The 26,169-nt window shown below is 72.9% G+C and carries 32 protein-coding genes; 17 read left to right on the forward strand and 15 right to left on the reverse strand.

Annotated features, from left to right (window positions below; genetic code table 11):
* Position 1: 1 nt before the first annotated feature.
* The 6 genes from ilvN to AC1DYZ_RS05050 all read left to right on the forward strand — a co-directional run bounded on the left by ilvN (position 2) and on the right by AC1DYZ_RS05050 (position 5,888).
* Positions 2-526, forward strand: a complete 525-nt coding sequence (gene ilvN / locus AC1DYZ_RS05025) for an acetolactate synthase small subunit (protein ID WP_370502885.1) — start codon at positions 2-4, stop codon at positions 524-526.
* A gap of 47 nt (positions 527-573) precedes the next feature.
* Entirely contained in the window at positions 574-1,602 is a 1,029-nt protein-coding gene (gene ilvC, locus AC1DYZ_RS05030; protein ID WP_477064109.1) for a ketol-acid reductoisomerase, read from the forward strand.
* Positions 1,603-2,025: 423 nt separating this feature from the next.
* Entirely contained in the window at positions 2,026-2,568 is a 543-nt protein-coding gene (locus tag AC1DYZ_RS05035) for an ASCH domain-containing protein (RefSeq protein ID WP_477064110.1), read from the forward strand.
* 53 nt (positions 2,569-2,621) lie between these two features.
* Positions 2,622-3,686 carry a 3-isopropylmalate dehydrogenase gene (locus tag AC1DYZ_RS05040; RefSeq protein WP_477064111.1) on the forward strand — a complete coding sequence of 355 codons (1,065 nt, stop codon included), beginning with the start codon at positions 2,622-2,624 and terminating at the stop codon, positions 3,684-3,686.
* Positions 3,687-3,774: 88 nt separating this feature from the next.
* On the forward strand, positions 3,775-4,884 hold the full coding sequence (locus AC1DYZ_RS05045) for a branched-chain amino acid aminotransferase (protein ID WP_477064112.1): 1,110 nt from the start codon (positions 3,775-3,777) through the stop codon (positions 4,882-4,884).
* On the forward strand, positions 4,884-5,888 hold the full coding sequence (locus AC1DYZ_RS05050) for a serine hydrolase domain-containing protein (protein WP_477064113.1): 1,005 nt from the start codon (positions 4,884-4,886) through the stop codon (positions 5,886-5,888). Before AC1DYZ_RS05045 ends, AC1DYZ_RS05050 begins: the two co-directional genes overlap by 1 nt.
* Here AC1DYZ_RS05050 and AC1DYZ_RS05055 read toward each other — a convergent pair.
* Entirely contained in the window at positions 5,885-6,514 is a 630-nt protein-coding gene (locus AC1DYZ_RS05055; RefSeq protein ID WP_477064114.1) for a hypothetical protein, read from the reverse strand. The two genes, AC1DYZ_RS05050 and AC1DYZ_RS05055, sit on opposite strands and share 4 nt — an antisense overlap.
* Positions 6,515-6,884: 370 nt before the next feature.
* Between AC1DYZ_RS05055 and cimA the strand changes: the two genes are divergently transcribed.
* The 3 genes from cimA (at position 6,885) to AC1DYZ_RS05070 (ending at position 10,542) form a co-directional block, all read left to right on the forward strand.
* Positions 6,885-8,507, forward strand: coding sequence for a citramalate synthase (cimA, locus tag AC1DYZ_RS05060; protein ID WP_477064115.1), 1,623 nt, complete (start codon positions 6,885-6,887; stop codon positions 8,505-8,507).
* 88 nt (positions 8,508-8,595) lie between these two features.
* Positions 8,596-9,462 (forward strand): hypothetical protein, encoded by an 867-nt coding sequence (locus tag AC1DYZ_RS05065; RefSeq protein ID WP_477064116.1) that lies wholly within the window; start codon positions 8,596-8,598, stop codon positions 9,460-9,462.
* Between the two features lie 21 nt (positions 9,463-9,483).
* Entirely contained in the window at positions 9,484-10,542 is a 1,059-nt protein-coding gene (locus AC1DYZ_RS05070) for a lipoate--protein ligase family protein (protein ID WP_477064117.1), read from the forward strand.
* A 1-nt stretch (position 10,543) separates the two neighbouring features.
* Here the strand turns inward: AC1DYZ_RS05070 and AC1DYZ_RS05075 are convergent, their stop codons facing one another.
* The 7 genes from AC1DYZ_RS05075 to ybaK all read right to left on the reverse strand — a co-directional run bounded on the left by AC1DYZ_RS05075 (position 10,544) and on the right by ybaK (position 14,165).
* Entirely contained in the window at positions 10,544-10,852 is a 309-nt protein-coding gene (locus AC1DYZ_RS05075; protein ID WP_477064118.1) for a DUF202 domain-containing protein, read from the reverse strand.
* Positions 10,849-11,214 (reverse strand): YidH family protein, encoded by a 366-nt coding sequence (locus AC1DYZ_RS05080; protein WP_477064119.1) that lies wholly within the window; start codon positions 11,212-11,214, stop codon positions 10,849-10,851. Before AC1DYZ_RS05080 ends, AC1DYZ_RS05075 begins: the two co-directional genes overlap by 4 nt.
* 15 nt (positions 11,215-11,229) lie before the next feature.
* The gene (locus AC1DYZ_RS05085) at positions 11,230-11,682 is read right to left on the reverse strand and encodes a hypothetical protein (protein WP_477064120.1); all 453 of its coding nucleotides are present in this window, start codon (positions 11,680-11,682) and stop codon (positions 11,230-11,232) included.
* Positions 11,669-11,863, reverse strand: a complete 195-nt coding sequence (locus AC1DYZ_RS05090) for a helix-turn-helix transcriptional regulator (protein WP_370503027.1) — start codon at positions 11,861-11,863, stop codon at positions 11,669-11,671. The genes AC1DYZ_RS05085 and AC1DYZ_RS05090 overlap by 14 nt, the downstream gene beginning before the upstream one ends.
* A complete protein-coding gene (locus AC1DYZ_RS05095) occupies positions 11,860-12,654 on the reverse strand; it encodes a CPBP family intramembrane glutamic endopeptidase (protein WP_477064121.1) in 795 nt (264 codons plus the stop codon). The genes AC1DYZ_RS05090 and AC1DYZ_RS05095 overlap by 4 nt, the downstream gene beginning before the upstream one ends.
* Before the next feature lie 263 nt (positions 12,655-12,917).
* Entirely contained in the window at positions 12,918-13,646 is a 729-nt protein-coding gene (locus AC1DYZ_RS05100) for a YggS family pyridoxal phosphate-dependent enzyme (protein ID WP_477064122.1), read from the reverse strand.
* Positions 13,647-13,667: 21 nt separating this feature from the next.
* Positions 13,668-14,165, reverse strand: coding sequence for a Cys-tRNA(Pro) deacylase (gene ybaK / locus AC1DYZ_RS05105; protein WP_477064123.1), 498 nt, complete (start codon positions 14,163-14,165; stop codon positions 13,668-13,670).
* 72 nt (positions 14,166-14,237) lie between these two features.
* Here ybaK and AC1DYZ_RS05110 point away from each other — a divergent pair, with 72 nt between their 5' ends.
* Entirely contained in the window at positions 14,238-14,636 is a 399-nt protein-coding gene (locus tag AC1DYZ_RS05110) for a YccF domain-containing protein (protein ID WP_477064124.1), read from the forward strand.
* Between the two features lie 4 nt (positions 14,637-14,640).
* Here the strand turns inward: AC1DYZ_RS05110 and AC1DYZ_RS05115 are convergent, their stop codons facing one another.
* From AC1DYZ_RS05115 to AC1DYZ_RS05125, 3 genes are read right to left on the reverse strand one after another with little or no spacing between them, the layout of a single operon-like run.
* Entirely contained in the window at positions 14,641-14,913 is a 273-nt protein-coding gene (locus AC1DYZ_RS05115) for a hypothetical protein (protein ID WP_477064125.1), read from the reverse strand.
* Between the two features lie 42 nt (positions 14,914-14,955).
* The gene (locus tag AC1DYZ_RS05120; protein ID WP_477064126.1) at positions 14,956-15,348 is read right to left on the reverse strand and encodes an MmcQ/YjbR family DNA-binding protein; all 393 of its coding nucleotides are present in this window, start codon (positions 15,346-15,348) and stop codon (positions 14,956-14,958) included.
* A gap of 3 nt (positions 15,349-15,351) precedes the next feature.
* Entirely contained in the window at positions 15,352-17,919 is a 2,568-nt protein-coding gene (locus tag AC1DYZ_RS05125; protein ID WP_477064127.1) for a DEAD/DEAH box helicase, read from the reverse strand.
* A 65-nt stretch (positions 17,920-17,984) separates the two neighbouring features.
* Between AC1DYZ_RS05125 and rnhA the strand changes: the two genes are divergently transcribed.
* Entirely contained in the window at positions 17,985-18,413 is a 429-nt protein-coding gene (gene rnhA, locus AC1DYZ_RS05130; RefSeq protein WP_477064223.1) for a ribonuclease HI, read from the forward strand.
* Between the two features lie 2 nt (positions 18,414-18,415).
* Here the strand turns inward: rnhA and AC1DYZ_RS05135 are convergent, their stop codons facing one another.
* Positions 18,416-18,973 carry a hypothetical protein gene (locus AC1DYZ_RS05135; protein ID WP_477064128.1) on the reverse strand — a complete coding sequence of 186 codons (558 nt, stop codon included), beginning with the start codon at positions 18,971-18,973 and terminating at the stop codon, positions 18,416-18,418.
* Between the two features lie 59 nt (positions 18,974-19,032).
* Positions 19,033-19,227 (reverse strand): hypothetical protein, encoded by a 195-nt coding sequence (locus tag AC1DYZ_RS05140; protein WP_477064129.1) that lies wholly within the window; start codon positions 19,225-19,227, stop codon positions 19,033-19,035.
* Positions 19,228-19,299: 72 nt separating this feature from the next.
* On the opposite strand from AC1DYZ_RS05140, the gene AC1DYZ_RS05145 reads away from it, so the two are divergent.
* From AC1DYZ_RS05145 to AC1DYZ_RS05165, 5 genes are all read left to right on the forward strand, one after another.
* Positions 19,300-20,178: an oxygenase MpaB family protein gene (locus AC1DYZ_RS05145; protein ID WP_477064130.1), complete on the forward strand. Its 879-nt coding sequence runs from the start codon at positions 19,300-19,302 to the stop codon at positions 20,176-20,178.
* Positions 20,175-20,909: a glutamine amidotransferase gene (locus AC1DYZ_RS05150; protein WP_477064131.1), complete on the forward strand. Its 735-nt coding sequence runs from the start codon at positions 20,175-20,177 to the stop codon at positions 20,907-20,909. Before AC1DYZ_RS05145 ends, AC1DYZ_RS05150 begins: the two co-directional genes overlap by 4 nt.
* Positions 20,910-20,986: 77 nt before the next feature.
* Positions 20,987-22,351, forward strand: coding sequence for a ferredoxin reductase family protein (locus tag AC1DYZ_RS05155; protein WP_477064132.1), 1,365 nt, complete (start codon positions 20,987-20,989; stop codon positions 22,349-22,351).
* Positions 22,348-22,854: an FMN-binding protein gene (locus AC1DYZ_RS05160; RefSeq protein ID WP_477064133.1), complete on the forward strand. Its 507-nt coding sequence runs from the start codon at positions 22,348-22,350 to the stop codon at positions 22,852-22,854. Before AC1DYZ_RS05155 ends, AC1DYZ_RS05160 begins: the two co-directional genes overlap by 4 nt.
* Before the next feature lie 3 nt (positions 22,855-22,857).
* Positions 22,858-23,595 carry an FAD:protein FMN transferase gene (locus AC1DYZ_RS05165; protein ID WP_477064134.1) on the forward strand — a complete coding sequence of 246 codons (738 nt, stop codon included), beginning with the start codon at positions 22,858-22,860 and terminating at the stop codon, positions 23,593-23,595.
* On the opposite strand, the gene AC1DYZ_RS05170 is transcribed toward AC1DYZ_RS05165, so the two are convergent.
* The gene (locus AC1DYZ_RS05170) at positions 23,567-24,787 is read right to left on the reverse strand and encodes a sensor histidine kinase (RefSeq protein WP_477064135.1); all 1,221 of its coding nucleotides are present in this window, start codon (positions 24,785-24,787) and stop codon (positions 23,567-23,569) included. The two genes, AC1DYZ_RS05165 and AC1DYZ_RS05170, sit on opposite strands and share 29 nt — an antisense overlap.
* Complete coding sequence (locus AC1DYZ_RS05175; protein WP_477064136.1) at positions 24,784-25,449, reverse strand: response regulator transcription factor; 666 nt, start codon at positions 25,447-25,449, stop codon at positions 24,784-24,786. Before AC1DYZ_RS05175 ends, AC1DYZ_RS05170 begins: the two co-directional genes overlap by 4 nt.
* Before the next feature lie 86 nt (positions 25,450-25,535).
* On the opposite strand from AC1DYZ_RS05175, the gene AC1DYZ_RS05180 reads away from it, so the two are divergent.
* The gene (locus AC1DYZ_RS05180; RefSeq protein ID WP_477064137.1) at positions 25,536-26,165 is read left to right on the forward strand and encodes an AMIN-like domain-containing (lipo)protein; all 630 of its coding nucleotides are present in this window, start codon (positions 25,536-25,538) and stop codon (positions 26,163-26,165) included.
* Positions 26,166-26,169: the final 4 nt, after the last annotated feature.

Consider the following 26,169-nt stretch of genomic DNA (forward strand, 5'->3'; position numbering starts at 1 on the left):
CATGTCCCGTCATACCTTGTCGGTCCTCGTCGAGAACAAGCCCGGCGTGCTCACGCGCGTCGCCGGCCTGTTCGCGCGGCGGTCGTTCAACATCCACTCGCTCGCGGTCGGTCCCACTGAGCACGACGAGATCTCGCGCATCACGGTCGTCGTGGACGTCGACGCCCTGCCGCTCGAGCAGGTGACCAAGCAGCTCAACAAGCTGATCAACGTCATCAAGATCGTCGAGCTCGAGGACGCCGCGTCCGTCCAGCGCGAGCTGCTGCTGGTGAAGGTCAAGGCCGACACCACGCAGCGGACCAGCGTCCTCGAGGTCGTCCAGCTGTTCCGGGCGCACGTCGTCGACGTCGTGCCCGACACGGTCGTCATCGAGGCGACCGGCGGACCGGGCAAGCTCGACGCCCTGCTCGCCGCCCTGGAGCCGTTCGGCATCCGGGAGATCGTGCAGTCCGGCACCGTGGCCATCGGCCGCGGGTCGCGCTCGATCACCGACCGCGCCCTCGAGCGCGTCAACCGCTCCGCCTGACCATCCGCTCTTTCAGTACGACGACACACACACCAAGGAGACCCATCGTGGCCGAGCTGTTCTACGACGACGACGCCGACCTGTCGATCATCCAGTCCAAGAAGGTCGCCGTCATCGGCTACGGCAGCCAGGGGCACGCGCACAGCCTCAACCTGCGCGACTCCGGCGTCGACGTGACCGTCGGCCTGCGCGAGGGCTCGGCGTCCCGCGCCAAGGCCGAGAACCAGGGCCTCAAGGTCGCCTCGGTCGCCGACGCCGTCCGCCAGGCCGACGTCGTCGTCATCCTGGCGCCCGACCAGGTCCAGCGGATCGTCTACCGCGAGGAGATCGAGCCCAACCTGCAGGACGGCGCCGCGCTCGTCTTCGGCCACGGCTTCAACATCCGCTTCGGCTACATCAAGCCGGCCGCCGGCCACGACGTCCTCATGGTCGCCCCCAAGGGCCCGGGTCACCTGGTCCGTCGCGAGTACGTCGACGGGCGCGGCGTGCCGGTCATCGTCGCCGTCGAGCAGGACGCGTCGGGTGCCGCCTGGGACCTCGCGCTCTCCTACGCCAAGGCGATCGGTGGCCTGCGCGCCGCCGGCATCAAGACCACGTTCACCGAGGAGACCGAGACCGACCTGTTCGGTGAGCAGGCCGTCCTGTGCGGTGGCGTCTCGCAGCTCATCCAGTACGGCTTCGAGACCCTGACCGAGGCCGGCTACCAGCCCGAGGTCGCGTACTTCGAGGTCCTGCACGAGCTCAAGCTCATCGTCGACCTCATCTTCGAGGGCGGCATCACCAAGCAGCGCTGGTCCGTGTCCGACACCGCCGAGTACGGCGACTACGTGTCCGGCCCGCGCGTCATCACGCCCGACGTGAAGACCAACATGCAGGCCGTCCTCGCGGACATCCAGAACGGTGCCTTCGCCGAGCGGTTCATCAACGACCAGGACGCCGGCGCGCCGGAGTTCAAGGCCCTGCGCGAGAAGGGCCAGAACCACCCGATCGAGCCCGTCGGCCGTGAGCTCCGCAAGCTGTTCGCCTGGGTGAAGCCGTCGGAGACCGACTACATCGAGGGCAGCGCGGCGCGCTGACCGGAGGTAGGGGCCGCCGGAAGGGTGGCACCTGCCGGAGGCAGCGCCGAGCCGAGCCCGACCATGGGTACAGAGGGCAGCGCGGCGCGCTGCCCCCTCCCGCCCCGCCCGAACGGCACCTCATCGCGAGGTGCCGTTCGGCGTTTCCGGCGTCGAACCCGACCTGAGTGCCGTCCCGGCGGCTCGCGACGGCACCCATGTCGGGTTCGCCGTGGGAGGCCGGCGTCTGTGCGCCTACGCGGCCGTGGGACCCTGCCGCACTTGGTGCTGGAGCGACTCGTGTGGCGCTCGTACTGCCGCACCGGTCCCGTGGGCACCAAGCGCGGCAGGTTCGGACGGCCGCCGCTTCCGGACGAGCGGCGCCGGTTGTGCCGGTGGCCAGCGGGTACGCAAGGATGGGCGGACCACGACGAAGGGACGACGATGACCGACGAGCAGGTTGAGGGCGTCGAGGGCGCAGTCGAGGACGTGCGCATCGCGGCGTTCTGGCAGGCGGCCCGAGGGCATGTCGGGTTCGGCAAGCTGGACAGCGTGCTCGGTGAGTCGCCCGAGGACGTCGTGCCGCCGCCGTCGTGGTCCTACGGCGACGACGCGGAGGCGGCCGAGCTCCTGGCCCGCGTGCTGGACGGCCGCAAGACGGCCACGGCGCTCGCCGTGGCGGAGCTGGAGCAGGTGGGTCTCGAGATCCCGCGCGTCGGCGACCTGTCGATCGTCGTCGACGGCGTCGGGACCCCGCGTGCGCTCCTGCGCACGACCGACGTCGAGGTCGTCCCGTTCGACCAGGTTGGCGCCGAGCACGCGGCCGCCGAGGCCGAGGACGACGGCTCGCTGGAGTCGTGGCGCACCCACCACGAGGCGTCGTGGCGGCGGGTGCTGGGTCAGGGCTTCTCCCCGACGATCCCCGTGATGCTCGAGCGCTTCGAGTTGATCTACCCGACGTCCGGCCCGACGCCCGCGGTGGACTGATCGCAGGATGAGACACCCGTCCCGAGCCGTGGGACGGGGTCTAGGCTCGCTGCATGGTCGACACCTCTGCTGCCCGGGACATCCGCCTCGCCGTCGTCGCTGGTGACGGCATCGGCACGGAGGTCGTCGAGCAGGGCCTGCTGGCTCTCGACACGGCGCTGCACGGTGGCGCCGTCACGGTGTCGACGACGGACTTCGACCTGGGCGCGCGCCGCTGGCACGCGACGGGCGAGACGCTCACGGACACCGACCTCGAGGCGATCCGCGCGCACGACGCGATCCTGCTCGGCGCCATCGGCGACCCGAGCGTCCCGTCGGGCGTGCTCGAGCGGGGGCTGCTGCTCAAGCTGCGCTTCGCGCTGGACCACTACGTCAACCTGCGCCCGAGCCGGCTCTACCCGGGCGTGGCCTCGCCGCTGGCGAACCCCGGCGACATCGACTTCGTCGTGGTCCGGGAGGGCACCGAGGGCCCGTACGTCGGCAACGGTGGCGCGATCCGCGTCGGCACGCCGCACGAGGTGGCCAACGAGGTCAGCGTGAACACGGCGTTCGGCGTCGAGCGCGTGGTCCGCGACGCGTTCGCCCGGGCCGCCGCGCGCCCGCGCAAGAAGCTCACGCTGGTGCACAAGCACAACGTGCTGGTGCACGCGGGCCACCTGTGGCGCCGCACGGTCGAGGCCGTGAACGCCGAGTTCCCGGACGTGACGGTCGACTACCTGCACGTGGACGCGGCGACGATCTTCCTGGTCACCAACCCCGCGCGGTTCGACGTGATCGTCACCGACAACCTCTTCGGCGACATCCTCACCGACCTCGCCGCCGCGATCACCGGCGGCATCGGCCTGGCGGCGTCGGCCAACATCAACCCGGACCGCACGGCGCCGAGCATGTTCGAGCCGGTGCACGGCTCCGCGCCCGACATCGCGGGCCAGGGCAAGGCGGACCCGACCGCCACCGTGCTGTCGGTCGCCCTCCTGCTCGAGCACCTGGGCCTCGCCGATGAGGCCGCGCGGGTGGAGAAGGCCGTCGCCGACGACATCGCGGACCGCAAGGGCGCCGAGCGAGTACGGTCGACGGCCGAGGTGGGCAAGGACCTCGCCGCGCGCATCGCCGGCTGATCCGCATCCTCGGGGCCCCGCCCCGGATATCCACCCGGCCGTCTCACCGGTACCGTCAAACCTGACTCTGGTGAAAGGCCCTCCGCGCATGAGCACCCTCGCAAACCCCACGTCCGCTGACCTGTTCGAGGTGACGCGGACCGACACCCCCGTCCCCGACGAGCAGCGCGAAGCAGCGCTGGCGTCGCCGAAGTTCGGCACCGTGTTCACCGAGCACATGGCCCGCATCTCGTACTCCCAGGAGAGCGGCTGGACCGGCCGCCGCGTCGAGAAGTACGGCCCCCTGCAGCTCGACCCGGCGACCGCCGTCCTGCACTATGCGCAGGAGATCTTCGAGGGTCTCAAGGCGTACCGGCACCCCGACGGCTCGGTCTGGACGTTCCGCCCGCAGGCCAACGCCGCGCGGTTCGCACGGTCCGCCCGACGCCTGGCCCTGCCGGAGCTGACCGAGGCGGACTTCCTCGGCGCCATCCGGGCCCTCGTCGCGACGGACCGGGCCTGGGTGCCGTCCGGCGAGGAGACGAGCCTCTACCTGCGCCCGTTCATGTACGCGTCCGAGAGCTTCCTCGGGGTGCGCCCGTCGCTCGAGGCCGAGTTCCTCGTCATCGCGTCGCCCGTGGGCCCGTACTTCGCGGGCGGCGTCCGGCCCGTGGCCATCTGGGTGGACCAGGAGTTCCACCGTGCCGGCGCCGGCGGCACCGGCGCGGCCAAGTGCGGCGGCAACTACGCCGCCAGCCTGCTGCCGCAGCAGGAGGCCTACGCCAAGGGCTTCGAGCAGGTGTGCTTCCTCGACGCGTCGACGAACACGCAGCTCGAGGAGCTCGGCGGGATGAACGTGTTCATCGTCTACGCGGACGGGTCGGTGGCCACGCCGCCCGTCTCGGGGTCGATCCTCGAGGGCGTGACGCGCATGTCGATCCTGCGCCTGCTGACCGACGCCGGGCACGAGGTCTCGGAGCGCCCGATCCCGCTGGCCGAGCTCCAGGCGGGACTGGCAGACGGCTCGGTGCGCGAGGTGTTCGCGTGCGGGACGGCTGCCGTCATGACGCCGATCGGGCGCATGGCCAGCGACGACTTCGACCTCACGGTCGGGGACGGCGAGGCCGGTCCGGTCACCACCCGCATCCGCGCGGAGCTGACCGACATCCAGTACGGGCGCGCGACCGACCGGCACGGCTGGCTGCACCGCCTGGTCTGATGGACGTCCGAGGGCTCGTCGACCGGACCGCCGCCGAGAGCGGCTTCTCGGGGGTGGTCCGGGTCGACCGGGCGGACCGCACGGAGCTGAGCGCGGCGTACGGCCTGGCCGACCGGCGGCACGGCATCGCGATGGCGCCCGACAGCCAGGTGGCGATGGCGAGCGGGTCGAAGGGGCTGACCGCGCTCGCCGTGATGAGCCTGGTCGAGGACGGCGCGCTCTCGCTGGCGACGACGGCGCGCTCGCTGCTGGGCACGGACCTGCCGCTGATCGCCGACGACGTCACGGTCGAGCAGCTGCTGGCGCACAGGTCGGGCATCGGCGACTACCTCGACGAGGACACCGACGTGCCGATCAGCGCGTACGCCTTGCGGGTGCCGATGCAGGATCTGGCGACCGTCGAGCAGTTCCTGGCGGTGCTGGACGGCTTTCCGACGAAGTTCCCGGCGGGGGAGCGGTTCTCCTACTGCAACGGCGGTTTCGTCGTGCTCGCGCTGCTGGCCGAACGGGCCTCCGGGGTGCCGTTCCACGACCTCGTCCGGCAGCGGGTCTGCACGCCCGCGGGGCTGGTCGACACGGACTTCCTGCGGTCGGACGCACTGCCCGGCCGCGCCGCCCTGGGGTACGTCGAGATGGACGGTGCGTGGCGGACCAACGTGTTCCACCTGCCGGTGCTCGGGACCGGCGACGGCGGCATGTACACGACCGGCGCCGACATGCACCGGTTCTGGACCGCCCTGTTCGAGGGCGCGATCATCGGCCCCCAGACCGTCGCGCGGATGATCGAGCCGCGCAGCGACGTCCCCGAGGAGGGCAGACGCTACGGGCTCGGGTTCTGGCTGCACCCCACCCGCGAGGTCGTGCAGCTGGAGGGCTACGACGCCGGCGTGTCGTTCCGCAGCCTGCACGACCCCGCCGACGGCCTGACGGTGACGGTCGTCGGCACGACCTCCGAGGCCGCGTGGCCGGTGGTCAGGGCGCTCGAGAAGGAGCTGATCGGCTAGTCGACCTTCGTCCCCGGCCGCAGCGTGCGTCCCAGGACGCCGACGAGCAGCGACCAGATCGCGATGCCGATCAACGCGTTCACGAGGCCCGCGGAGATCGACGCCTCGAGTTCGTCGGTCCAGGTGAGCGGCAGGAGCGCGGCCGTCAGCGTGGCGAGGAACATGATCCAGCCGAAGAACGCCTTGGGCTTCGGGGTGGTGAGCACGAGCAGCTGCAGCAGCCCGCCGGCGAGCACCGCGAAGAGCGCGGCACCGACCACGTAGGTCGCACCGGTCGAGTCCGTGCCGAAGATGTACTTGACGGCGGTCTCGAACGTCTCGATGTTGAGGATCTGGTCGACGACCATGACGCCGACCAGGCCGATGAGCGCCGCCACCAGAGCGGTCGCGACGACCCCGGCCCAGTAGCGCCCGCCGTCGACCGACGGACCCGCCGGTGGGGCGGGGACAGGGACCGGAGCGGGAACAGGGGCGGGCGCCGGGGGGACCTGGGCTGCGGGCTGCACCGACACCGGGTAGACCATCGTGGGGTCCGCCACCGGGGGCGGCGGCGGGACCGGCGCCGGGGCGGGCGTCGAGTGCGGGTAGGCGGACTGGCGCTCCGGAGGGGGAGTGGGGGTGGACATGCTGCCTCCTGGTAGGTCGACCGACCTGCGTACCGCCGGTGACGGTATCCGCCCACGGTAGCGAATCGGACAGCCCGGGCAGGGGCGAGCGGGCATCCGCGCCGGTGAGCGGCGTGTCCAAGGCGTGGAACGCGTGACCACGGATGGTGACGTGTGCCACGATGCAGTGGTGACCCGCTCCTCCCTCATTATCGAGTAGCGCGTCGGCCCACCAGCTGACGCGCAGACCTCCCGTACCCCGGGGGGTCTTTTTGTTGGTCGGAGCACCACCCCCGTCCCGACTACCGTCGACTGCACCGGCACACCCCCGCCGGCGGAGCACCACGCAGCACCGACGACGCCCGTCCCAGAGCACCGAAGAGAGCCCATCGTGTCCGTCCCCGCCAGTACCGCGTTCCAGGTCTACGACACGACCCTGCGCGACGGTGCCCAGCAGGAGGGGATCAACCTCTCCGTCTCCGACAAGCTGGCCATCGCGCCCCTGCTCGACGAGCTCGGCGTGGGCTTCATCGAGGGCGGCTGGCCGGGCGCGGTGCCCAAGGACACCGAGTTCTTCAAGCGGGCGGCCAAGGAGCTGGACTTCCGCAACGCCGAGCTCGCCGCGTTCGGCAGCACCCGCAAGGCCGGCACCCGCGCGGTCGACGACCCCCAGGTGCGGGCGCTCGTCGACTCGGAGGCGCCGGTCGTCGCGCTCGTCGCCAAGCACGACCTGCGGCACGCGGAGCGGGCGCTGCGGACCACGGGCGACGAGAACATCGCGATGATCGCCGACACCGTCGCGTTCCTGGTGCGCGAGGGGCGCCGGGTGGTGGTCGACGCCGAGCACTTCTTCGACGGCTACCGCTTCGACCCGGCGTACTCCCGCGCTGCCGTGCTGGCCGGTTTCGAGGCGGGCGCCGAGGTCGTCGCCCTGTGCGACACCAACGGCGGCATGGTCCCCACGTGGGTGGCCGACATCGTGCACGACATCCGCGGTGCCGTCGGGCCCGACGCCATCCTGGGCATCCACGCGCACAACGACTCCGGCTGCGCGGTCGCCAACACCCTCGCGGCCGTCGAGGCCGGGTGCACCCATGTGCAGGGCACGGTCAACGGGTACGGGGAGCGCACGGGCAACGCCGACCTCCTGGCCGTCGTCGCCAACCTGCAGCTGAAGTACGGGCTGCCCGTGCTCAAGGTGACCGACGGGCTTCCCGGCGGTCTGCCCGAGCTGACGCGCATCGCGCACGCCATCAGCGAGATCACCAACATCTCGCCGTTCGCCCGCTCGCCCTACGTCGGGGCCAGCGCGTTCGCGCACAAGGCCGGCATCCACGCCTCGGCCATCAAGGTGGACCCGGACCTCTACCAGCACACGGACCCCGCCGACGTGGGCAACGACATGCGGATGCTCATCTCCGACATGGCCGGACGCGCGTCCATCGAGCTCAAGGGCCGCGAGCTCGGGTTCGACCTGTCGGGACGCCCGGAGCTGCTCGGCCGGGTCACGGACCGGGTGAAGGACGCCGAGTCGCGCGGCTACACCTACGAGGCCGCGGACGCGTCCTTCGAGCTGCTGCTGCTCGAGGAGATCGACGGGCAGCGTCCGCTGTACTTCCGCGTCGAGTCGTGGCGGACCATCGTCGAGCGCTCGGGCGGGCGCGGGACCCCGGCGACGGCGGAGGCGACGGTCAAGCTGCACGCGGGCGGCGAGCGGATCGTCAGCACGGGCGAGGGCAACGGCCCCGTCAACGCGCTGGACCACGCGCTGCGGCTCGCCCTCCTGCGCGTGTACCCGGAGCTCGAGGACTTCGAGCTCATCGACTTCAAGGTGCGCATCCTCGACTCGATGCACGGCACGGACGCCGTCACGCGCGTGCTCATCGAGATGACCGACGGCCAGCGCTCGTGGAGCACCGTCGGCGTCGGCCCCAACCTGCTCGAGGCGTCGTGGGAGGCGCTCACGGACTCGGCCATCTGGGGGCTGCGGAACCGCGGCGTGCTGCCCCGCTGAAGTTCATCCCTGCACACTCGACCGCGGCGGCTTAGCCTCGGAGCAACGGCCGCTGCAGCGCGGCCGCCGACGTGCGGAGGGAGCGGTCGTGTCCGGCAGTGCGCCGCAGCCCGTCGACCCGGCGCCCGGGGACGGGCCGCAGGTGGGGGCACGGTCCCGGTCACGGCGCGGCTGGTGGTGGCTGGTGCTCGCCGTCCTCGCGCTGGCCCTCGTCACCGCGCTCGTGGCCCAGCCGTGGGAGCCGGTGGAGACGGAGCCGACGCCCACCGCGACGGTCTCGGTGTCGACGCCCGCGAGCACGCCGTCACCCTCGGTCTCCATCGGTCCGCCCGGGGCGGACGCCGTCTTCGACCCCACGACGGCCACCGCGCTGTTCGTCACGCCGGAGGACCTGGTCGCCGACATCCCGGCCGCCGAGCCCGGCGTGCAGCCCCTGATCACCTCGGGTCAGATGACGTGGGGGCTCCCCGCCGGATCCACGGTCGACCCGCCGGAGTGCCTCACCGCGGTCACGGTCGTCGCCGCGCCGCCGCCCTGGTACGACACCCGCATGTGGGGGAACAGCGCCCTGAGCTTCGAGCAGGAGGTCGTGCTGATGCCCGACCCCGCCGCGGCGCGTGAGGCCTTCCGGTCGCTCGTCACCACCGTCGACGCGTGCCCGAAGTACAGCCAGGTCAACGAGGGGATCGACGGCGCGACCTGGACCGCCGAGCCGGCGATCGAGGGCCAGGGCGTCTTCCCGTCGATCGTGCAGGAGATCACCCACTCCGCCGAGGCCGCGACGCTGCCCGCGTACCGGGGCCACATGCTCGTCGGCAACGCCATCGTCACCTGGACCGCCGAGTCGCTGGCGAGCATGGACCCGGACGCGGCGCTCGCCACCCTCGGCGACCCGGAGACCCTCTCGGCGATGGTGCAGGGCCGGGCGCAGTCGGCCGTGCAGGCGCTCGGCTGACGCGCCCCTACGCTGGGCTCCGTGCACGGTGAGTACAAGGTCCCCGGCGGCAAGCTCGTCGCGGTCGACCTCGACGTGGTGGACGGGCTGCTGAGCGGCGTCAGCGTGAGCGGCGACTTCTTCCTAGAGCCCGACGAGGCGTTGCCGGTGCTGTCGTCGGCGCTCGACGGCCTGCCCCGGGACGCGCCGGTGAGCCGGCTGGCGGACGCGGTGACGTCGGCCCTCGCCCGCGAGGAGCAGCCGGTCACCATGGTCGGGTTCGACGCGCACGCGGTCGCTGTGGCGGTCCGCCGGGCGCTCGGTCTCTCGACGGCCTGGAGCGACCACACGTTCGAGCTGATCCACCCGGGTCCGCTGCCTCCCGCCCTGCACACCGCGCTGGACCAGGTGCTCACCGAGGAGCTCGCCGCCGGCCGGCGCGGTCCCACCCTGCGGTTCTGGGAGTGGGTGGAGCCGGCGGTGATCATCGGCTCGTTCCAGTCGCTGCGCAACGAGGTCGACCTCGAGGCCACGCAGCGCTATGGCATCACCGTGGTGCGGCGGATCTCGGGCGGCGGCGCGATGTTCATGGAGGCCGGCAACTGCATCACGTTCTCGCTGGTGGTGCCCGCGTCGCTGGTCGACGGCATGACCTTCGAGGAGTCCTACGCGTTCCTCAACCAGTGGGTGCTGGGCGCGCTCGCGGACGTCGGGGTGCAGGCGTTCACCAGCGGGCTCAACGACATCGCGTCGCCGGCCGGCAAGCTCGCGGGCTCGGCGCAGAAGCGCATGGTGGGCGGTGCGGTGCTGCACCACGTGACCATGTCGTACGACATCGACGCCGACAAGATGCTCGAGGTGCTGCGGATCGGGCGCGAGAAGCTCTCGGACAAGGGGACGACGAGCGCGAACAAGCGCGTCGACCCCGTCCGCTCGCAGACCCAGCTGCCGCGCGAGGCCGTCATCGCGGCGTTCGCGGCGCACTTCCGGAGCCGGTACCCGACGGTCGACGGCGCGCTGCGGCCCGAGGAGCTGGAGCGGGCGACCGAGCTCATGCGGACCAAGTTCACCGATCCGGGGTGGACCGCCCGCGTGCCGTGACTCAGGCGCCGTGCAGCAGCACGAAGGCCACGGCGGCGACGCCCATCACGACCAGCGAGAGCGCGCAGACGGTCACCAGGCGCCCGCCGGGAGGCAGCGAGCGGCCCACGAGATGGCGTCGGTGGGACGAGACAGTGAGGGCGGCGGCGGCGACCAGGCCCAGGCCGGCGATGCTCCACGCGGAGAGCCCGACGTACTCCTGGAGCAGGTGGGCGGCGGCGATCCCCCCGCCGAACAGCCCCAGCGCCGTCCGACGCCACGCGAGGTGCGTGCGCTCGACCGCGAGGGTCGTCGGGGCCGCGTCGGTCACGCCAGCGCCAGCCCCACGAGCACGAGGCCGCCGGCGAGGCACACGCCGACGACGAGGAGCCCGAACGCCGAGGGTGCCGGCAGAGGTGTGCTGGTCCGCACCGAGCGCTCGGCGCGGGCCCAGCCGAGCCAGGCGAGCACCGGCGCGACCGCGCCGAGGGCGACGAGCACCATCGCCGCCGCGAACCGCAGGTCGGTCTGCACGGGCAGGTTCAGGGCCTCCAGCGCCACGCCGCCGGCCAGCAGGGCCAGCGACGTGCGGATCCAGGCCAGGAACGTCCGCTCGTTGGCGAGCGAGAACCGCGCGTCGGGGTCGGTGCCGGTGCCGTAGACCCACCGGGGGAACCGGCGCTCGTCGCTCATGGGCCCATCCTGCCGTCAGAGCCGCCGGGAAAGTACGACGTGCGCCACGACGAGCACCACGAGCAGCGTCGCCTCGATGGCGCCGATCACGGTGGAACCGTCGGCGCCGAGCGCCACGGCAGCGAGCCCGATCGCGTTGGCCAGGAACGCGGCGAGTCCCACCCACGCCAGGGAGGCGGTCTGGATCGTCTTGTCGCGCTCGTCGGCTGTGCCCAGCAGGGCGCGGCCGACGCCACCCTCGGGCGACGCCCCCCGGCGCCGGGCACGCCAGCGGATGGCGAGCGCAACGGCGACGACGAGTCCGCCGCCCACGAGCGCACCCGCGGCGGTGTCTGGCTGGCCGGCCAGGGTGAACGCCAGCCAGAGGAGGCCGACGGCGACCAGGGCGGCTCCGCAGCTGGCCAGGAAGCGGCGGTCCGAGAGCGCTCGGGTCTGCCGTGTCGGGCGGCTGGGCTCAGACGTCGTCATGGAAGATCTCCTCGATCGTGGTGCGGAAGTAGCGGGCCACGGCGAACGCCAGCGGCAGCGAGGGGTCGTAGCGGCCGGTCTCCAGGGAGTTGACGGTCTGCCGAGACACGGCCAGGGCCTCGGCGAGTGCCGCCTGGGAGAGGCCGGCCTCCTCGCGCAGCCGTCGGATGTCGTTCCTCATGCGTCGGCGGGCACGGGGGCCTCGGGCCGCGTGCGGATCAGCAGCGGTCGGAGGTCGACCAGCAGGTGCAGGACCATCGGGAGCAGCAGGCTGCCCGTCAGCAGGTACAGCTGGGCGAAGACCGCGCCCAGGGCCGCCGTCCCCAGCATCCCGAGCCGCCCCTGGTACCAGTGCGCCAGGCCGAAGAGCACCGCGGCGGCGGCGATCACCCCGGCGTGGCCCAGCGAGGGCAGCCCCAGCGCGAGGGCGAGCACGACCAGTCCGCGGTAGGTGATCTCCTCGGTCACGCCGGCGCTCACGGCGAGCCCCGCCCAGCCGCGGCGAGCCGCCGGGGTGGTCGGCAGCATGACGTCGACCGCGGCGACCACCGGGCGGCCCCGGGCCGAGGACCGGCGCAGGACCACGGTCAGAGCAGCGGCGGACAGGGCGAGGCCTATCGCCGCGCCGAGGACCATGGCGAGGGCCTCGTCCCCGCCCTGGACGAGGCCGCCGAGGTCGGGGAGGCGCAGCCCCAGGTCCGCGACGCCGACGCCGGGGAGCGCGAGCACCAGGGCGATTGCGACCGCTCCGGTCAGCCAGCCCAGCCACGTCCAGCTCCGGTAGAAGCGGCAACGCACGGCATCCCGGGTCACCTCGTCGTCGGCGGCGGCGAGGTCGTGGACGAGCTTCCGGTGCTGGCGACGGCCGAGCACGGGGTCGAGGGCGACCAGCGCGGTGGCGGCGAGCACCAGGACGAGCGTGGTCGCCGCGGGGACGTCCAGGGTGTGCAGGGTGTCGAGCGTGTCCGGCACGAGAGGCCTCCGATGCGTCGGTCCGATGTCAAGCGTGCTTGACGTGACAAGCGTGCTTGACATCGGACCGGCTGTCAAGCGACCTTGTCATCGGGCGACGTATCAGGCGTCTCGGACCGCACTCCTGACCGTCGACGAAGGAGTGACATGGACCTCGACCTGGACCGCCAGATGCGCCGCCTGACCGTGCTCCGTGCCCGCGAGCTCGCTGCCCACCAGCGCGCCTCTGTCCGGACCGCGCAGGTGCTGCTGCTGCGCAGGGGTCACCCGCGGGCGCCGAAGACCGCGCTGCCGACGCGCACCAGGGTCGCGCCCTCCGCGATGGCGAGCTCGAGGTCCCCGCTCATGCCCATCGACAGCTCCGTGGCGGTCTGAGTCCCCGACGCCACGATCTCGTCTCGCAGGGAGCGCAGCAGGGCGTACCCGGCCCGCACCACGCGGGAGTCGTCGGACCGCGCGCCGACCGTCATCAGCCCGGTGACGCGCAGGCCCGGCAGGTCGGTGACGGACCTCGCCAGCCCAGCTGCGTCGGACGGCGCCACGCCGTGCTTCGTCTCCTCGCCCGACACGTTCACCTGCAGGTAGACGTCGACGGTGTCCGCCGCCCGGGCCGAGAGCCGCTCCGCGAGGTCCAGGGACGCGATGGACTCGATGCAGGAGGCCCACCGCAGCGCCGCGTTGACCTTGTTGGACTGCAGCGGACCGATGAGGTGGACGCTCGCCAGGCCCGCGAGCTCCGGCGCCTTGGCGACGAGCTCCTGCACGCGGTTCTCGCCGACGAGCACGCCCGTGAGCGTCGGGTCGGCGGCGCGGGCCTCGCGATCGACCTCGAGCGCGGCGCGCACGAGCGAGACGGGCTGGGTCTTCGTCGCCAGCAGCAGCCGCACCTCGCCGGGGTCGCGGCCCGCGGCGCGAGCGGCCACGGCCACGCGCCGCCGGACGACCGCCAGCCGGCCGGCGAGGGTCAGCCGGTCCGCCGCGTCGTCGCCCATGGCTGCAGAACCTACCGGCGGTCAGCCCCGGGCGATGTCCGCGACCACGGCCGACGTGAGCCGGACCAAGTCGTCGGGGGCGAGCTCGACGTCGAGGCCGCGCCGGCCCCCGGACACGAGGACGGTGTCGAACAGCCACGCGGTCTCGTCGACGACCGTCGGGTGGGCGGTGCGCTGGCCCAGCGGGGAGATGCCGCCGACGACGTACCCGGTGGCCCGCTCGGCGTCCGGCTTGGCAGCCATGGCCGCCTTCTTGCCGCCGACGGCGTGCGCGAGCGCCTTGAGGTCCAGCTGCCCGGTCACGGGGACGACGGCGACCGTGAGCGTGCCGTCCACGGTCGTCATGAGGGTCTTGAATACCTGCTCGGCCGGCACGCCCAGCGCCGCGGCGGCCTCCAGGCCATAGCCGAGGGTGCTCGCCGGGTCGTGCTCGTAGGCGTGCGCCGTGTGCGGGACGCCGGCCTCGGTCAGCGCGACGAGGGCGGGGGTGCCCGAGGGGGCGTGCTGTTTCTTAGCCACGGAGCCACGATAGGGGCCGATCAGGGTGGTCCCGGATACCGCCCGCCGGAGCGCAGGGTGCAGGCTGGCCCCGTGAAGACGCTGCTCAACATCATCTGGCTCGTGCTCGCCGGCCTGTGGCTGGCGCTGGGCTACGTGCTCGCCGGGATCGTGTGCTGCATCCTCATCATCACGATCCCGTTCGGGATCGCGTCGTTCCGCATGGCCAGCTACGCGCTGTGGCCGTTCGGCCGGACCGTCGTCGACAAGCCGACGGCAGGCGCGTTCGCGGTGATCGGCAACATCATCTGGCTCGTCGTCGCCGGCTGGTGGCTGGCCCTCGGGCACATCATCACGGGCATCGTCCAGGCGATCACGATCATCGGCATCCCGCTGGCGCTGGCCAACTGGAAGATGGTGCCGATCTCGCTGTTCCCGCTGGGCAAGCAGATCGTGCCGTCCGACCGAATCATGGCGGCCTACGGGCAGTGATCGCCTACTGGCCGACGATCAGGACGACGACCAGGTAGAGCAGCGTCCCCGCGGCGACGCCGGTGCTCGCCGCGAACCAGAGCGCCGGGTTCTTGCCGCGAGCCTGGAGCACCATCGCCGTGACCACGAGCACGACGGCCGCCACGAGCGTGAGCAGACCGAGGACGAGGAACGCGGACAGGAACGCCGCGACCAGGCAGATCACGAACACGAAGCGCGGCGACCTCGTGACGCGCACGGGCGGCTCGGTCGGCTGGGGCTGCGGGTCTCTCGCCATGGGCGAACGGTAACGCGCGCACCGAGCTCGCCGGTCGGCGTCTCAGGCCGGGCCGTCGGGATGCGCGTCGAGCCACTGGGCGGCCAGACGCTTGGGTGCCTGCGCCAGCCACGCCTCCGTGAGCAGGTCGCGCAGCTCGGGCACGTCGATGACGTCGAGACGCACGAGGATCGCCGGGTAGCCGTGGAAGTGGGGCGTCGTGAAGTAGATGTCGGGTGCGCGGGCGACCAGCTCGTCCTTGGCCTCCAGGCCCGGCACCCGGGCGCAGAGGATCGGTCCCTCGGGCGCCGACGCGCCGAGCGCTTCGCGGTCCTTCGGGCGCAGTGGGCGGTCCCACGCGAGCGGCTTCGACCCGACGCTCCAGTCCAGCCCCGACCCCTGGGACGTCTCCGGCAGCGCGGCGACCTCGCGACGGACGTCGTCCCAGGTGGCCATGGCTCAGCCTGACAGGTCGCCGAGCGGCCCGACGGCCGTGATCCGGAGCTGGACCTCGCCCGTCTCGTCGGATCCCGCCAGGTCGACGACAGCGTCGATGCGCCAGTCGTGGTCGTCCTCGGGGTCGTCCAGCAGCTGGCGGACCTGCCACGTGCCTCGTCCCGGGGTGACCTGGAACAGGGCAGGGCCGCGCGCCGGGGCGCCGGTGAGGATCTCGTCGTGGTCGTCGTAGAACGGGTCGAGTGCGGCCCGCCACCGGTCGGCGTCCCACGGGACGTCGTCGGTGTCGACGTCGCCCAGCTGCGCGAGACCGCCGTAGTACTCGCGGGCCGCGAGCTCGACCCGTCGGAACAGCGCGCCGCGGACGAGCGCCCGGAACACGCGCGGGTTGGCGGTGATCGGCTCGGGGATGTCCTCGTCGATCCCGCCGGGGGCGTCGGCGCCGTGCTCGTCCAGCGGGTTGCTGAGCCGCTCCCACTCGTCGAGCAGGCTGGAGTCGGTGCGCCGGACCAGGTCGCCCAGCCACTCGATGATCTCCCACAGCTCCTCGGTGCGGGCCTCCTCGGGCACCGTCTGGCGCAGGGCGCGGTAGGCGTCCGCGAGGTAGCGCAGCAGCACGCCCTCGGTCCGGTCCAGCTGGTAGTAGGCGACGTACTCGGCGAAGCTCATCGCGCGCTCGTGCATGTCGCGCACCACGGACTTGGGGGACAGGGCGAGGTCCGCCACCCACGGGTTGGTCTGCCGGTACGTGACGAACATGGCCTCGAGCAGCTCCGCGAGCGGCTTGGGGTAGCCGACGTCCTCGAGCAGGGCCATGCGCTGGTCGTACTCGAGCCCGTCGGACTTCATCTGCGCGACGGCCTCGCCGCGGGCGCGGTTCTCCTGCGCGGAGAGCACCTGGCGGGGGTCGTCGAGGGTGGCCTCGATGACCGAGACGACGTCGTGCGCGTAGGCGGGGTCGTCGCGGTCGAGCAGGTCGAGCGCCGCGTACGCGAACGGGGACAGCGCCTGGTTGAGCGCGAAGTTGGGGGCCAGCTCCGCCGTCAGCTGCACGGCCCGACGACGCCCGTGCGGAGCCGTCGGGTCCTCGACCCACGGGCGCTCGATCACGCCGGCCGCCCGCAGCGAGCGGTAGACGGCGATGGCCTGGCGCACGTGCCTGCCCTGCGCGCCCGGCGGCTCGTGGTTGTCGGTCAGCAGCTTGGTCATGGCCGCAACCGGGTCGCCCTCGCGGGCCAGCACGTGCAGCACCATGGCGTGGGACACAGCGAAGCTGCTGGTCAGGGGCTCGGGCGGGGCGTCGCGCAGGCGCTCGAACGTGCTGTCGGTCCAGTTGACCTGCCCCTCGGGGGCCTTCTTGCGGACGATCTTCTTGAGCTTGCGGGGGTCGTCGCCCGCCTTCTCCAGCAGCTTGCGGTTCTCGATCACGTGCTCCGGAGCCAGGACGACGACCTCGCCGACGGTGTCGAAGCCGGCCCGGCCCGCCCGGCCGGCGATCTGGTGGAACTCGCGCGCGGACAGGTGCCGCATCCGCACCCCGTCGTACTTGACCAGGCTGGTCAGCAGCACCGTCCGGATGGGCACGTTGATGCCCACGCCGAGCGTGTCGGTGCCGCAGACGACCGGCAGCAGACCCTTCTGCGTCAGCCGCTCGACCACCCGGCGGTACTTGGGCAGCATGCCCGCGTGGTGCACGCCGACCCCGTGCCGCAGCAGCCGGTTGAGCGTGCGACCGAAGCCCGGCCCGAACCGGAAGCCCGCGATCTCGTCGGCGATCCGGTCCCGCTGCTCGCGGCTGGCCAGGGGCGTCGACATGAGCGACTGCGCCCGCTCGACGGCCTCCTTCTGCGTGAAGTGCACGACGTAGACGGGGGCGCGACGGGTCTTCACCAGCTCGTCCAGCAGCTCGTGCAGCGGCTCGATCGCGTAGGTGAAGGTCAGCGGCACCGGCCGTTCGGCGTTCGCGATGACCGCGACCGGCTGGTGCGTGCGGCGCGTGATGTCCTCGGCGAAGAACCCGACGTCGCCGAGCGTCGCGGACATGAGCACGAACTGGACCTTGGTGAGCTCGAGCAGCGGCACCTGCCACGCCCAGCCGCGCTGCGGGTCGGCGTAGAAGTGGAACTCGTCCATGACGACCTGGCCGACGTCGGCGTCGTCGCCGTCCCGCAGGGACACGTTGGCCAGGATCTCCGCGGTGCAGCAGATGATCGGCGCGCCGGGGTTCACCGCGGAGTCGCCGGTCATCATGCCGACGTTGGCGGAGCCGAACGCCTCGACGAGCGCGAAGAACTTCTCGCTGACCAGCGCCTTGAGCGGGGCGGTGTAGTACGTCCGGCGGCCCTGGGCCAGGGCGACGAAGTGCGCGGCGACCGCCACCAGCGACTTCCCCGATCCCGTCGGCGTCGACAGGATCACGTGCGCGCCGGTGACCAGCTCGAGCAGGGCCTCGTCCTGGTGCGGGTACAGGCTCAGGCCCTGGTCGTCCGCCCAGCCGACGAAGGCCTCGTACAGGGCGTCGGGATCGGTGGGATCGGTGGGGATGCGGTCGGCCAGCGTGGGGGTGCTCATCGTGCGTCGATGGTCCCATGCAGCCGTCTAGGGTGTGGCCCGTGAGCGAGCGACCGACGGTGGAGATGTGGACCGACGGCGCCTGCAAGGGCAACCCGGGTGTCGGCGGCTGGGGCGCGTGGATGCGCTACGGCGAGCACGAGCGCGAGCTGTTCGGCGGCGAGCCGCTGACCACCAACAACCGCATGGAGCTCACCGCGGTCATCGAGGGCCTGCGGGCGCTGACCAAGCCGTGCGCCGTGACCCTGCACGTCGACTCCCAGTACGTGATGAACGGCGTCACCAAGTGGATCGCCGGCTGGAAGCGCAACGGGTGGCGGACCGGGGACAAGAAGCCCGTGAAGAACCAGGAGCTCTGGGAGGCCCTCGACGCGGAGGTCGCCCGCCACACGGTCACCTGGGTCTGGGTCAAGGGGCACGCAGGGGACCCGGGCAACGAGCGGGCCGACCAGTTGGCCAACCGCGGCGTCGACAAGGTCCGCGCCGAAGCCTGAGGTCAGCTCCAGCGCCAGGACGCGATCATGGCCTCCACCGTGGGTCGCCACGTGTCGTCGTCCGGGCTGTGCATCCACTCGACCAGGTACAGGTGGTCGTCGTGCTCCACGGCCCACTGCGTGATCGTCAGGCCGGCGTTCATGACCAGGTCCTTGCGGATCGCCGCGCCGAGGGCGCTGTGCTCCACGACGGGGTCGTCGACGACGTGCGAGTCCTCGGGGTGCCGGCGCTGCCAGTCGGTGAAGTCGTCGAGCGAGTCGAACCCGCCACTGCGGGGGACGGTCACGACGCCGACCGACGACGCCGCCGGCGGCCCGGCCAGCGGCACGGTGAGCAGGTCCCCGCCCTGCTGCCCGTCGGCGGGGGAGTCGAAGGCGAACGCCGACCCGTCCACGTGCGCGGGCAGCGCGATCCCGGTCGGTGGCGCCATCGTCTCGACGGCCAGCGCCGGCAGGGGATCGGGCCCGCGGCTCACCCAGACCGCGGCCACCGCCCCGACGGTCCCGGCCAGCACGAGGCAGCCGACGAGGGACCCGGCGACCCGGTGGTTGACGCGCACCCGCTCATGGTGGCGGCGTCCGGCGCGCTGGACGTGTCGCTCGAGCGGCAGTCACCTGATCAGCCGACCTCCGCGGGCCGCCCGATCTCCGGCCAGCCGTCGCCGCGGCTCGAGGACGTCGAGCCCTCGCCCGGGGGCCCCAGCCCGAACGCGTCCCCGCGCCCGGGCGCCTCGAACGTGGGGTCGGCGAGCAGCCGCCAGCCGTCGATCTGGATGAGGACGGTCGGCCCGCCGATGCGGGTCAGCCTGGTCATGGCGTGCCGGGGTGCGGACTGACCAGGGCGACCTACCATCGAACACGCAGGGAGCGCCGATCGGGAGGACCCATGGTGCAGAGCCTCACCGCGGTGCGAGACCGGGCCGGCACGAACCTGTTCCTGCGCGTCGCCGGGCCGGACGGGTTGGCCAGCCGCGAGCGCATCCACGGCACGCCCGGCCCCCGCTGGTTCCCGCCCGGCTCGGCCATCCGGACGGTGCACGGCGACGCGTCGATGTTCGTCGGCGGCATGCGGGCGCTGCTCCTGCAGTCGCTGCACCCGGCCGCGATGGCCGCGGTCGCGGCGCACTCCGGCTACCGCGGCGACCCGTGGGGCCGCCTCGCGCGGACCAGCACGTTCCTGGCCGTCACCACGTTCGGCACGATCGACCACGCGACGGAGGCGATCGATCGCGTCCGGTGGGTGCACGAGCGCCTCCGCGGCGTGACGGCCGACGGGCTCGAGTACTTCGCCGGCGACCCCACGCTGCTGCGCTGGGTGCACGTCGCCGAGGTGGACAGCTTCCTGCGGGCGCACCGCGCGTACGGGCAGCGCCGTCTCGACGACGCGGGTGCCGACGAGTACGTCGCGCAGGCGTCGCGGGTCGCGATCGCGCTCGGGGCGGAGCGGGTGCCGGAGTCGGTGGCCGAGCTGGCCAAGGCGCTCGACGAGTTCCGTCCCGCGCTCGCGGCGTCGACGGCCGCGCGCGAGGCGGCCGACTTCCTGCTGCACGAGCCGCCCGTCCCTCGCGCGCTGCGGCCGGGCTACACGTTGCTCGCCCGGGCCGCGGTCGCCTCCATGCCGCCGTGGTCGTTCGAGCTGCTCGGCCTCGACCGGCCGGGCCGCGTCGGGCTGGCGGCGGCCCGCGCCGGCGGCTCCGTGGCCACCCGGTCGATCCGMTGGATGCTCGGTCCCGACGACGCCAGCCGGGTGTCGGTCGTGCGATGACCCGCTTCCTGCTCCTGAGCTCGCGCGCCGAGGACGTCGCCGCGACCGGGGAGCACGCGGCCTTCCTGCGGTTCGGCGGTCTGCGCGCCGACGAGCTCGAGCAGGTCCGGATGGAGGCGGCGCCGTTCCTGCCCGTCCCCCTCGACCGGTACGACGGCGTCATCGTGGGCGGCAGCCCGTACGACGCGAGCAAGCCGGAGGACGAGAAGTCGCCGGTCCAGCGGCGCGTCGAGGCCGAGGTGTCGACGCTGCTGGACGACATCGTCGACCGGGACCTGCCGTTCCTCGGCGCCTGCTACGGGGTCGGCACGCTCGGGGTGCACCAGGGCGCCGTCATCGACGGCACGTTCGCCGAGCCCATCGGTGCGGTGACGGTGACGCTCACCGACGCCGGCCGGGGGGACCCACTGCTCGCGGCGCTGCCGGCCGCGTTCGAGGCCTTCGTCGGCCACAAGGAGGCTTGCCGCGTGCTCCCGGCCGACGCGGTGCTGCTCKCCTCGTCGGACACCTGCCCGGTCCAGATGTTCCGGGTGCGCGAGAACCTCTACGCCACGCAGTTCCACCCCGAGCTGGACCTGGCCGGGATCGTCACGCGCATCGGGGTGTACCGCGACTACGGCTACTACCGTCCGGGGGAATACGACGAGGTCGTCGCCCGGGTCCGCGCCGCCGACGTCTGGGCGCCGCCGCTGATCCTCGAGGCCTTCGTGCGGCGGTACGCGCACCGCTGAGCAGGTGAGCCGCCTGCACAGCGTGCTGACAGGAATCTCGGAGAAACCTCTGAGATCGCGACGACAAACTCAGTGACATGGCCACGACCACCTGGGAAGCACCGACGATCGCACCGATCGCCGCGCCGACGCCCGTCCGCGCACGCGGCGGGGTCCTCCCGGTGCTCTGGCTCGGCGTCGTCACTGTGCTCGTCTTCTGGTGGACCGGGACGGACGCGACGGCCGGGGCGACGCCCGGAGGAGCGCTCATGGCGCTGGGGGAGCTGGCGGGCCTGCTCGCCTCCTACCTCGTCTGCGCGCAGCTGCTCCTGGTCGGCCGCGTCCCGTGGTTCGAGCGGGCGGTCGGCTTCGACCGGCTGGTCGCCTGGCACCGCTCGCTCGGCACGTCGGTGGTGCTGCTGGTGATGACGCACGTGGGCCTCATGATCGTCGGCGGCGCGCTGCTCGACGGCGTGACCGTGTGGTCCGAGGTCCCGGGCGTGCTCGCTCGTCAGCCGTACCTGTGGCCGGCGCTGATCGGGACGGTGCTGTTCCTGGCCGTCGGGCTGTCGAGCGCCCGGCTGGCCCGCCAGAAGCTCTCCTACGAGGTCTGGTTCGCGGTGCACCTCACGATCTACGTCGGGGTGTTCCTCGCCTTCGCGCACCAGGTCGCCGGTGGTACCCACTTCGTCGGCTCACCCGTCGCGCAGGGCCTCTGGATCCTCCTGTACGCGGGGACCGCGGCGGCGCTGCTGACCTGGCGCGTGGCGCTGCCGCTCCTGGCGCACCGTCGGCTGGCGCTGCGGGTCTCGGCCGTGGTGCCCGAGGGACGCGGGCTGGCCAGCCTGTGGCTGGAGGGGAGAGGGCTCGCGTCGCTCGGCGCTCGCGGCGGCCAGTTCTTCCTCCTCCGGTTCCTCACCCCGGGACACCGGGGGACCGCCCACCCGTACTCGCTCTCGATGGTGCCCACCGGGGATCACCTGCGGTTCACGATCGGCGCGCTGGGGGACCACTCGTCCGCCGTCGCCGACCTTCGGACCGGTACCCGCGTGCAGGTCGAGGGCCCGTTCGGCCGCTTCACGGCGGACCGCGCCACCACCCGCAAGGCTCTCCTGGTCGCCGGGGGCGCCGGCGTCGGACCGGTGCGGGCGCTCGCGGAGGACCTGCTCGTCCGGGGCCACCAGCTCGTCGTCGTCCACCGGGCTCACGACGCCGCCGGGCTGGCCCTCGCCGCCGAGTTCACGCCGTCGCCGGGCCTCCACTACGTGCCGGTGCCCGGCCGGCGCGCGCAGCTGGGCTACGACCCGCTCGACGCGCCGTACCTGCGCTCGCTCGTGCCCGACATCGCCTCGCGGGACGTGTTCGTCTGCGGCCCGCCGGCCATGACCGACGCCGTCGAGCGCTCGGCCCGTGCGCTGGGCGTGCCGCGCACGGCCATCCACCGAGAGGAGATCGAGTCATGACGACGCGCTGGCGGGGAACGCTGATCTACACGGGGGCCGTCGCGGCGATGGGGGCGGCGGGGTTCGCCAAGTTCGCGGTGCTCGCGCCGGCGGACACCGCGTCGAGCGCCGACGCGTCGACCTCGTCCTCCGCCGACGCCGGCTCGTCCTTCGGCTCGTCGGACTCGTCGGACTCGTCGGGTTCGAGCGCCAGCAGCACCGACTCCGGCGCCTCGACGACGACCAACGACACCGTCACCGTCGTCGGCTCGTCGGTGCAGACCCGCTACGGCCCCGTGCAGGTGTCGGTGACGTTCACCCAGGGCCAGATCACCGACGTGCAGACGCTGCAGGCGCCGGGTGGGCACCGCGAGAGCGTCCAGATCAACGCGCGTGCCACGCCGATCCTCGCCCAGGAGGTGATCGCGGCCCAGTCGGCGCAGATCGACACGGTCTCGGGCGCTACCTACACGTCGGAGGCCTATGCGGAGTCCGTGCAGGCCGCCATCGACCAGCAGGGCTGACGCGTGCGCCACCTGGAGCTGGTGATGGGCGTGCCGATGTCGGTGGACGTGCGGGACGGTGGAGACGACGCCGAGGTGCACCGAGTGGTCCGCACGGCGTTCGCCCGGATGCACGACGCCGACCGTCGGTTCAGCCGGTTCCGCCCGGACAGCGAGGTGAGCCGGTACGACCGCGGGGAGCACGACGAGCCGAGCGACGACCTGCGCGAGGTGCTCGCCATCGCCGCCCGCTTCGGCGCGGCGTCCGGCGGCGCGTTCAGCGTGCGTCGCCCCGACGGCTCGCTCGACACGGACGGCGTGGTCAAGGGCTGGGCGGCGCAGCGTGCGGCGGACACCCTGATGGCCGCCGGGCTGACCACGTTCTGCCTCAACGCCGGGGGCGATGTCGTCGTGCGCGGGGAGCCAGAGCCCGGGAGGGGCTGGAACGTCGGCGTGCGCGACCCCGCCGATCCGCAGGCCTTCCTCACGGTGCTCGAGGTGCGGGACGGGGCCGTCGCGACGTCCGGCACCTACGAGCGGGGTGAGCACGTCTGGGACGGCCGCACGGGCGAGGCGGCCACCGGGCTGCTGTCGGCGACCGTGGTGGCGGCTGACCTCACCACGGCCGACGTGCTGGCGACCTGCGTCCTCGCCCTGGGCACCGACGGCGTGGCCTGGGCGTACGAGCACGGGGCCGCCGCGGTCGTCGCCGTGCGTGCCGACGCTGAGATCCTCACGGGGCTGCAGGCAGCTCCAGCGTGATGACCGCGCCCGGGCGTCCGTCGTCGCGCGACGCGGCCGACACGGTGCCGCCGTGCTGCGCCGCGACCTCGGCGACGAGCGCGAGCCCGATGCCGTAGTGCCGGCGGTCGCCCTCGGCGTCCCTGTGCGAGGCGAAACGCTCGAAAAGCCGGTCGCTGTCGGGCAGGCCGGGACCGTCGTCCCGCACCTGCACCACCACGCGCCCGTCGCGGGTCAGCACGACGACCTCGACGGAGGTGGTGGCGTGGTCGATGGCGTTGTCGACCAACGCCGTGACCGCGCGGCGCAGCGCGACCGGTGAGGCGAGCGCGAGCGCGGTCGCGTCACCCTCCCGGGCGATCTGCACGCCTCGCTGCAGCGCGGTAGCCCGGGCGGCATCGACGACCTCCTGAGCGAGGGTGACGGTCTCGACGGGCACCGCGTCGACCGATCGCGCGTCGGCGGCCAACAGCATGTCGTCCAGAACCGCCGTGAGCGCCGCCGCGTCGGCGAGCAGGCCGTCGACGTCGTGCTGGACCCGCTCCGGCGAGGCGACCCCCCAGTCCGCGCTCATGTGCCGGTCCATCAGCTGGGCGCGGGTCGCCAGCAGGGTGAGCGGCGTGCGGAGCTCGTGGCTGGCGTCGGCGACGAACCGCCGCTGCAGGCTGAGCGCGGCGACCATCGGCTGCACGGCCCGACGGGTCAGCCACACGGCGCCGAGGCCCGCGAGGAGCACACCGACGGCGCCCGCGACCAGGAGCGCCAGGACGAGCCGTGCCAGCTCCTCGCGGGACTCGGCGGGGTCGAGCGCCGCCTGCACGACGGTCGCGTCGTGGCGGCCCGTGAGCACGCGGACCGTGCCCGAGGGCGTCGAGGCCGTCGTCCACACGTCGTCGCCGGACCGGGCGACCTGCCGCATCGCGTCGAGGTCCGGGAGGCTGTCCGGCAGGTCGTCCGAGGTCGAGAGGCCGCGCTGCGAGGCCACGGCGACCCACATGCCGGGCGGGGCGTCGTGGGCGTCGTCGATCGAGTGGACCGCACCCTCGAGCCGGGAGGTCGCCGACTCGGCCTGGGCACGGACGACGACGAGGAGCACGGCGGCGCCGACGACGACCAGGCACCCGAGGACCAGGAGCGCGGTCTGCACGCCGAGCCGACGGGCCGTCCGTCGCAGCGCGTCGCGCTCGGCTCCCGTGGTGGGTTCGGTGGTCACCCCGCCCCCAGCCGGTACCCGGCGCCCCGGACCGTGGCGATGCTCGCGCGGCCGAGCTTGCGGCGCAGGTAGTAGACGTAGGTGTCGACGACTCCCTCGTCCTCGGCCTCGGTGAACACCCGGTCCAGGATCTCCGACCGGGTGAACACCTGCCGTGGGTGCCGGGCGAGCAGCTCGAGCAGCGAGGACTCGCGCTCGGAGAGGTCGACCAGCTCGCCGGACGAGCGCGTGACCTGTCGCGTACCGAGGTCGAGGGTTCCCGCGGGCAGGGGGAGCGACGCCGCGTGCTCGTACCGTCGTCGCCGCAGCGCCCGGAGCCGGGCCGCGAGCTCGTCGACGTCGAACGGCTTGCTCATGTAGTCCTCGGCGCCGGCGTCCAGCCCGGCGACCCGGTCCGCGGGGTTGCCCAGCGCCGACAGCACGAGCGCGGGCGTGCTCACGCCCTTCGACCGGAGCCGGCCCAGCAGGTCGAGGCCCTCGATGGCCGGGAGCCCTCGGTCGAGCACGATGACGTCGTACGTGCGGGTCAGGCCGAGGTGCAGCCCGCGCTGGCCGTCCCGCGCGACGTCGACCTGGTACCCCTCGCCGACGAGGATCTGCTCGAGCATCGAGGCGAGCTGCCGGTCGTCCTCGACCAGGAGCAGCTGCGCGGGTTCCGGCATCGCATCCTCCCTGCTCAGCACGTCCTCGCATCGTACGGTGGCACTGTCGGCGCCGACGGGCGGGGCCGACGACACGAGGGGACGCCATGAACGCACGGCGGCGCTGCATCGCGGGGCTGGGCCTCGGCGCGATGATGCTGCTCGCGTCCTGTGCGGGCGGTGGGTCGGCCACTCCGTCGCAGGCCTCGACGCAGACCTCGACGACGACCTCGACGACGACCGCGCCGCCCACGACACCCCCGGCCGCTGCTGAGTCGGACGCGCCCGTCCCGTTCCCTGCGGACGTCGAGCCCGACGAGCAGGCGTCCTCCGACGACGCGGCGATGACCCTGACCGACGTGTCCACCGGTCAGCACGAGGGCTACGACCGCGTGGTCTTCCGGCTCGAGGGGACCGGGACGCCGGGCTGGATGGTGCGCTACGTGGACACCGCGACCGACGACCCCGCCGACACGGTCCTCGACATCGCCGGGGACGGCACCCTGCAGGTGGTCCTGCTCGGCGTGCAGCTGCCCGACACCACGGGCGTCCCGGAGTGGAGCGGCCCCAACCCGGTCCTCACGCCGGGGTACGCCGTCCTGCGGGAGGTGAACGTGCGAGGACAGTTCGAGGGGCAGGAGCTCGCGTTCGTCGGCGTCGACACCGCCGACCACCCGTTCCGCGTCTTTGCGCTCGCCGACCCAGCCCGGGTCGTCGTCGACGTCCGGCACGACTGACCCG

The organism is Cellulomonas sp. P1_C4, assembly GCF_056406355.1.

What these genes read in the sequence shown, in the direction of transcription:
- ilvN (WP_370502885.1), top strand. Translation starts at nt 2, where the DNA reads ATGTCCCGTCATACCTTGTCGGTCCTCGTCGAGAACAAGCCCGGCGTG.
- AC1DYZ_RS05035 (WP_477064110.1), top strand. Translation starts at nt 2,026, where the DNA reads ATGACCGACGAGCAGGTTGAGGGCGTCGAGGGCGCAGTCGAGGACGTG.
- AC1DYZ_RS05040 (WP_477064111.1), top strand. Translation starts at nt 2,622, where the DNA reads ATGGTCGACACCTCTGCTGCCCGGGACATCCGCCTCGCCGTCGTCGCT.
- AC1DYZ_RS05045 (WP_477064112.1), top strand. Translation starts at nt 3,775, where the DNA reads ATGAGCACCCTCGCAAACCCCACGTCCGCTGACCTGTTCGAGGTGACG.
- AC1DYZ_RS05050 (WP_477064113.1), top strand. Translation starts at nt 4,884, where the DNA reads ATGGACGTCCGAGGGCTCGTCGACCGGACCGCCGCCGAGAGCGGCTTC.
- AC1DYZ_RS05055 (WP_477064114.1), bottom strand. Translation starts at nt 6,514, where the DNA reads ATGTCCACCCCCACTCCCCCTCCGGAGCGCCAGTCCGCCTACCCGCAC.
- AC1DYZ_RS05080 (WP_477064119.1), bottom strand. Translation starts at nt 11,214, where the DNA reads ATGAGCGACGAGCGCCGGTTCCCCCGGTGGGTCTACGGCACCGGCACC.
- AC1DYZ_RS05085 (WP_477064120.1), bottom strand. Translation starts at nt 11,682, where the DNA reads ATGACGACGTCTGAGCCCAGCCGCCCGACACGGCAGACCCGAGCGCTC.
- AC1DYZ_RS05090 (WP_370503027.1), bottom strand. Translation starts at nt 11,863, where the DNA reads ATGAGGAACGACATCCGACGGCTGCGCGAGGAGGCCGGCCTCTCCCAG.
- AC1DYZ_RS05100 (WP_477064122.1), bottom strand. Translation starts at nt 13,646, where the DNA reads ATGGGCGACGACGCGGCGGACCGGCTGACCCTCGCCGGCCGGCTGGCG.
- AC1DYZ_RS05115 (WP_477064125.1), bottom strand. Translation starts at nt 14,913, where the DNA reads ATGGCGAGAGACCCGCAGCCCCAGCCGACCGAGCCGCCCGTGCGCGTC.
- AC1DYZ_RS05120 (WP_477064126.1), bottom strand. Translation starts at nt 15,348, where the DNA reads ATGGCCACCTGGGACGACGTCCGTCGCGAGGTCGCCGCGCTGCCGGAG.
- AC1DYZ_RS05125 (WP_477064127.1), bottom strand. Translation starts at nt 17,919, where the DNA reads ATGAGCACCCCCACGCTGGCCGACCGCATCCCCACCGATCCCACCGAT.
- rnhA (WP_477064223.1), top strand. Translation starts at nt 17,985, where the DNA reads ATGTGGACCGACGGCGCCTGCAAGGGCAACCCGGGTGTCGGCGGCTGG.
- AC1DYZ_RS05140 (WP_477064129.1), bottom strand. Translation starts at nt 19,227, where the DNA reads ATGACCAGGCTGACCCGCATCGGCGGGCCGACCGTCCTCATCCAGATC.
- AC1DYZ_RS05155 (WP_477064132.1), top strand. Translation starts at nt 20,987, where the DNA reads ATGGCCACGACCACCTGGGAAGCACCGACGATCGCACCGATCGCCGCG.
- AC1DYZ_RS05160 (WP_477064133.1), top strand. Translation starts at nt 22,348, where the DNA reads ATGACGACGCGCTGGCGGGGAACGCTGATCTACACGGGGGCCGTCGCG.
- AC1DYZ_RS05175 (WP_477064136.1), bottom strand. Translation starts at nt 25,449, where the DNA reads ATGCCGGAACCCGCGCAGCTGCTCCTGGTCGAGGACGACCGGCAGCTC.
- AC1DYZ_RS05180 (WP_477064137.1), top strand. Translation starts at nt 25,536, where the DNA reads ATGAACGCACGGCGGCGCTGCATCGCGGGGCTGGGCCTCGGCGCGATG.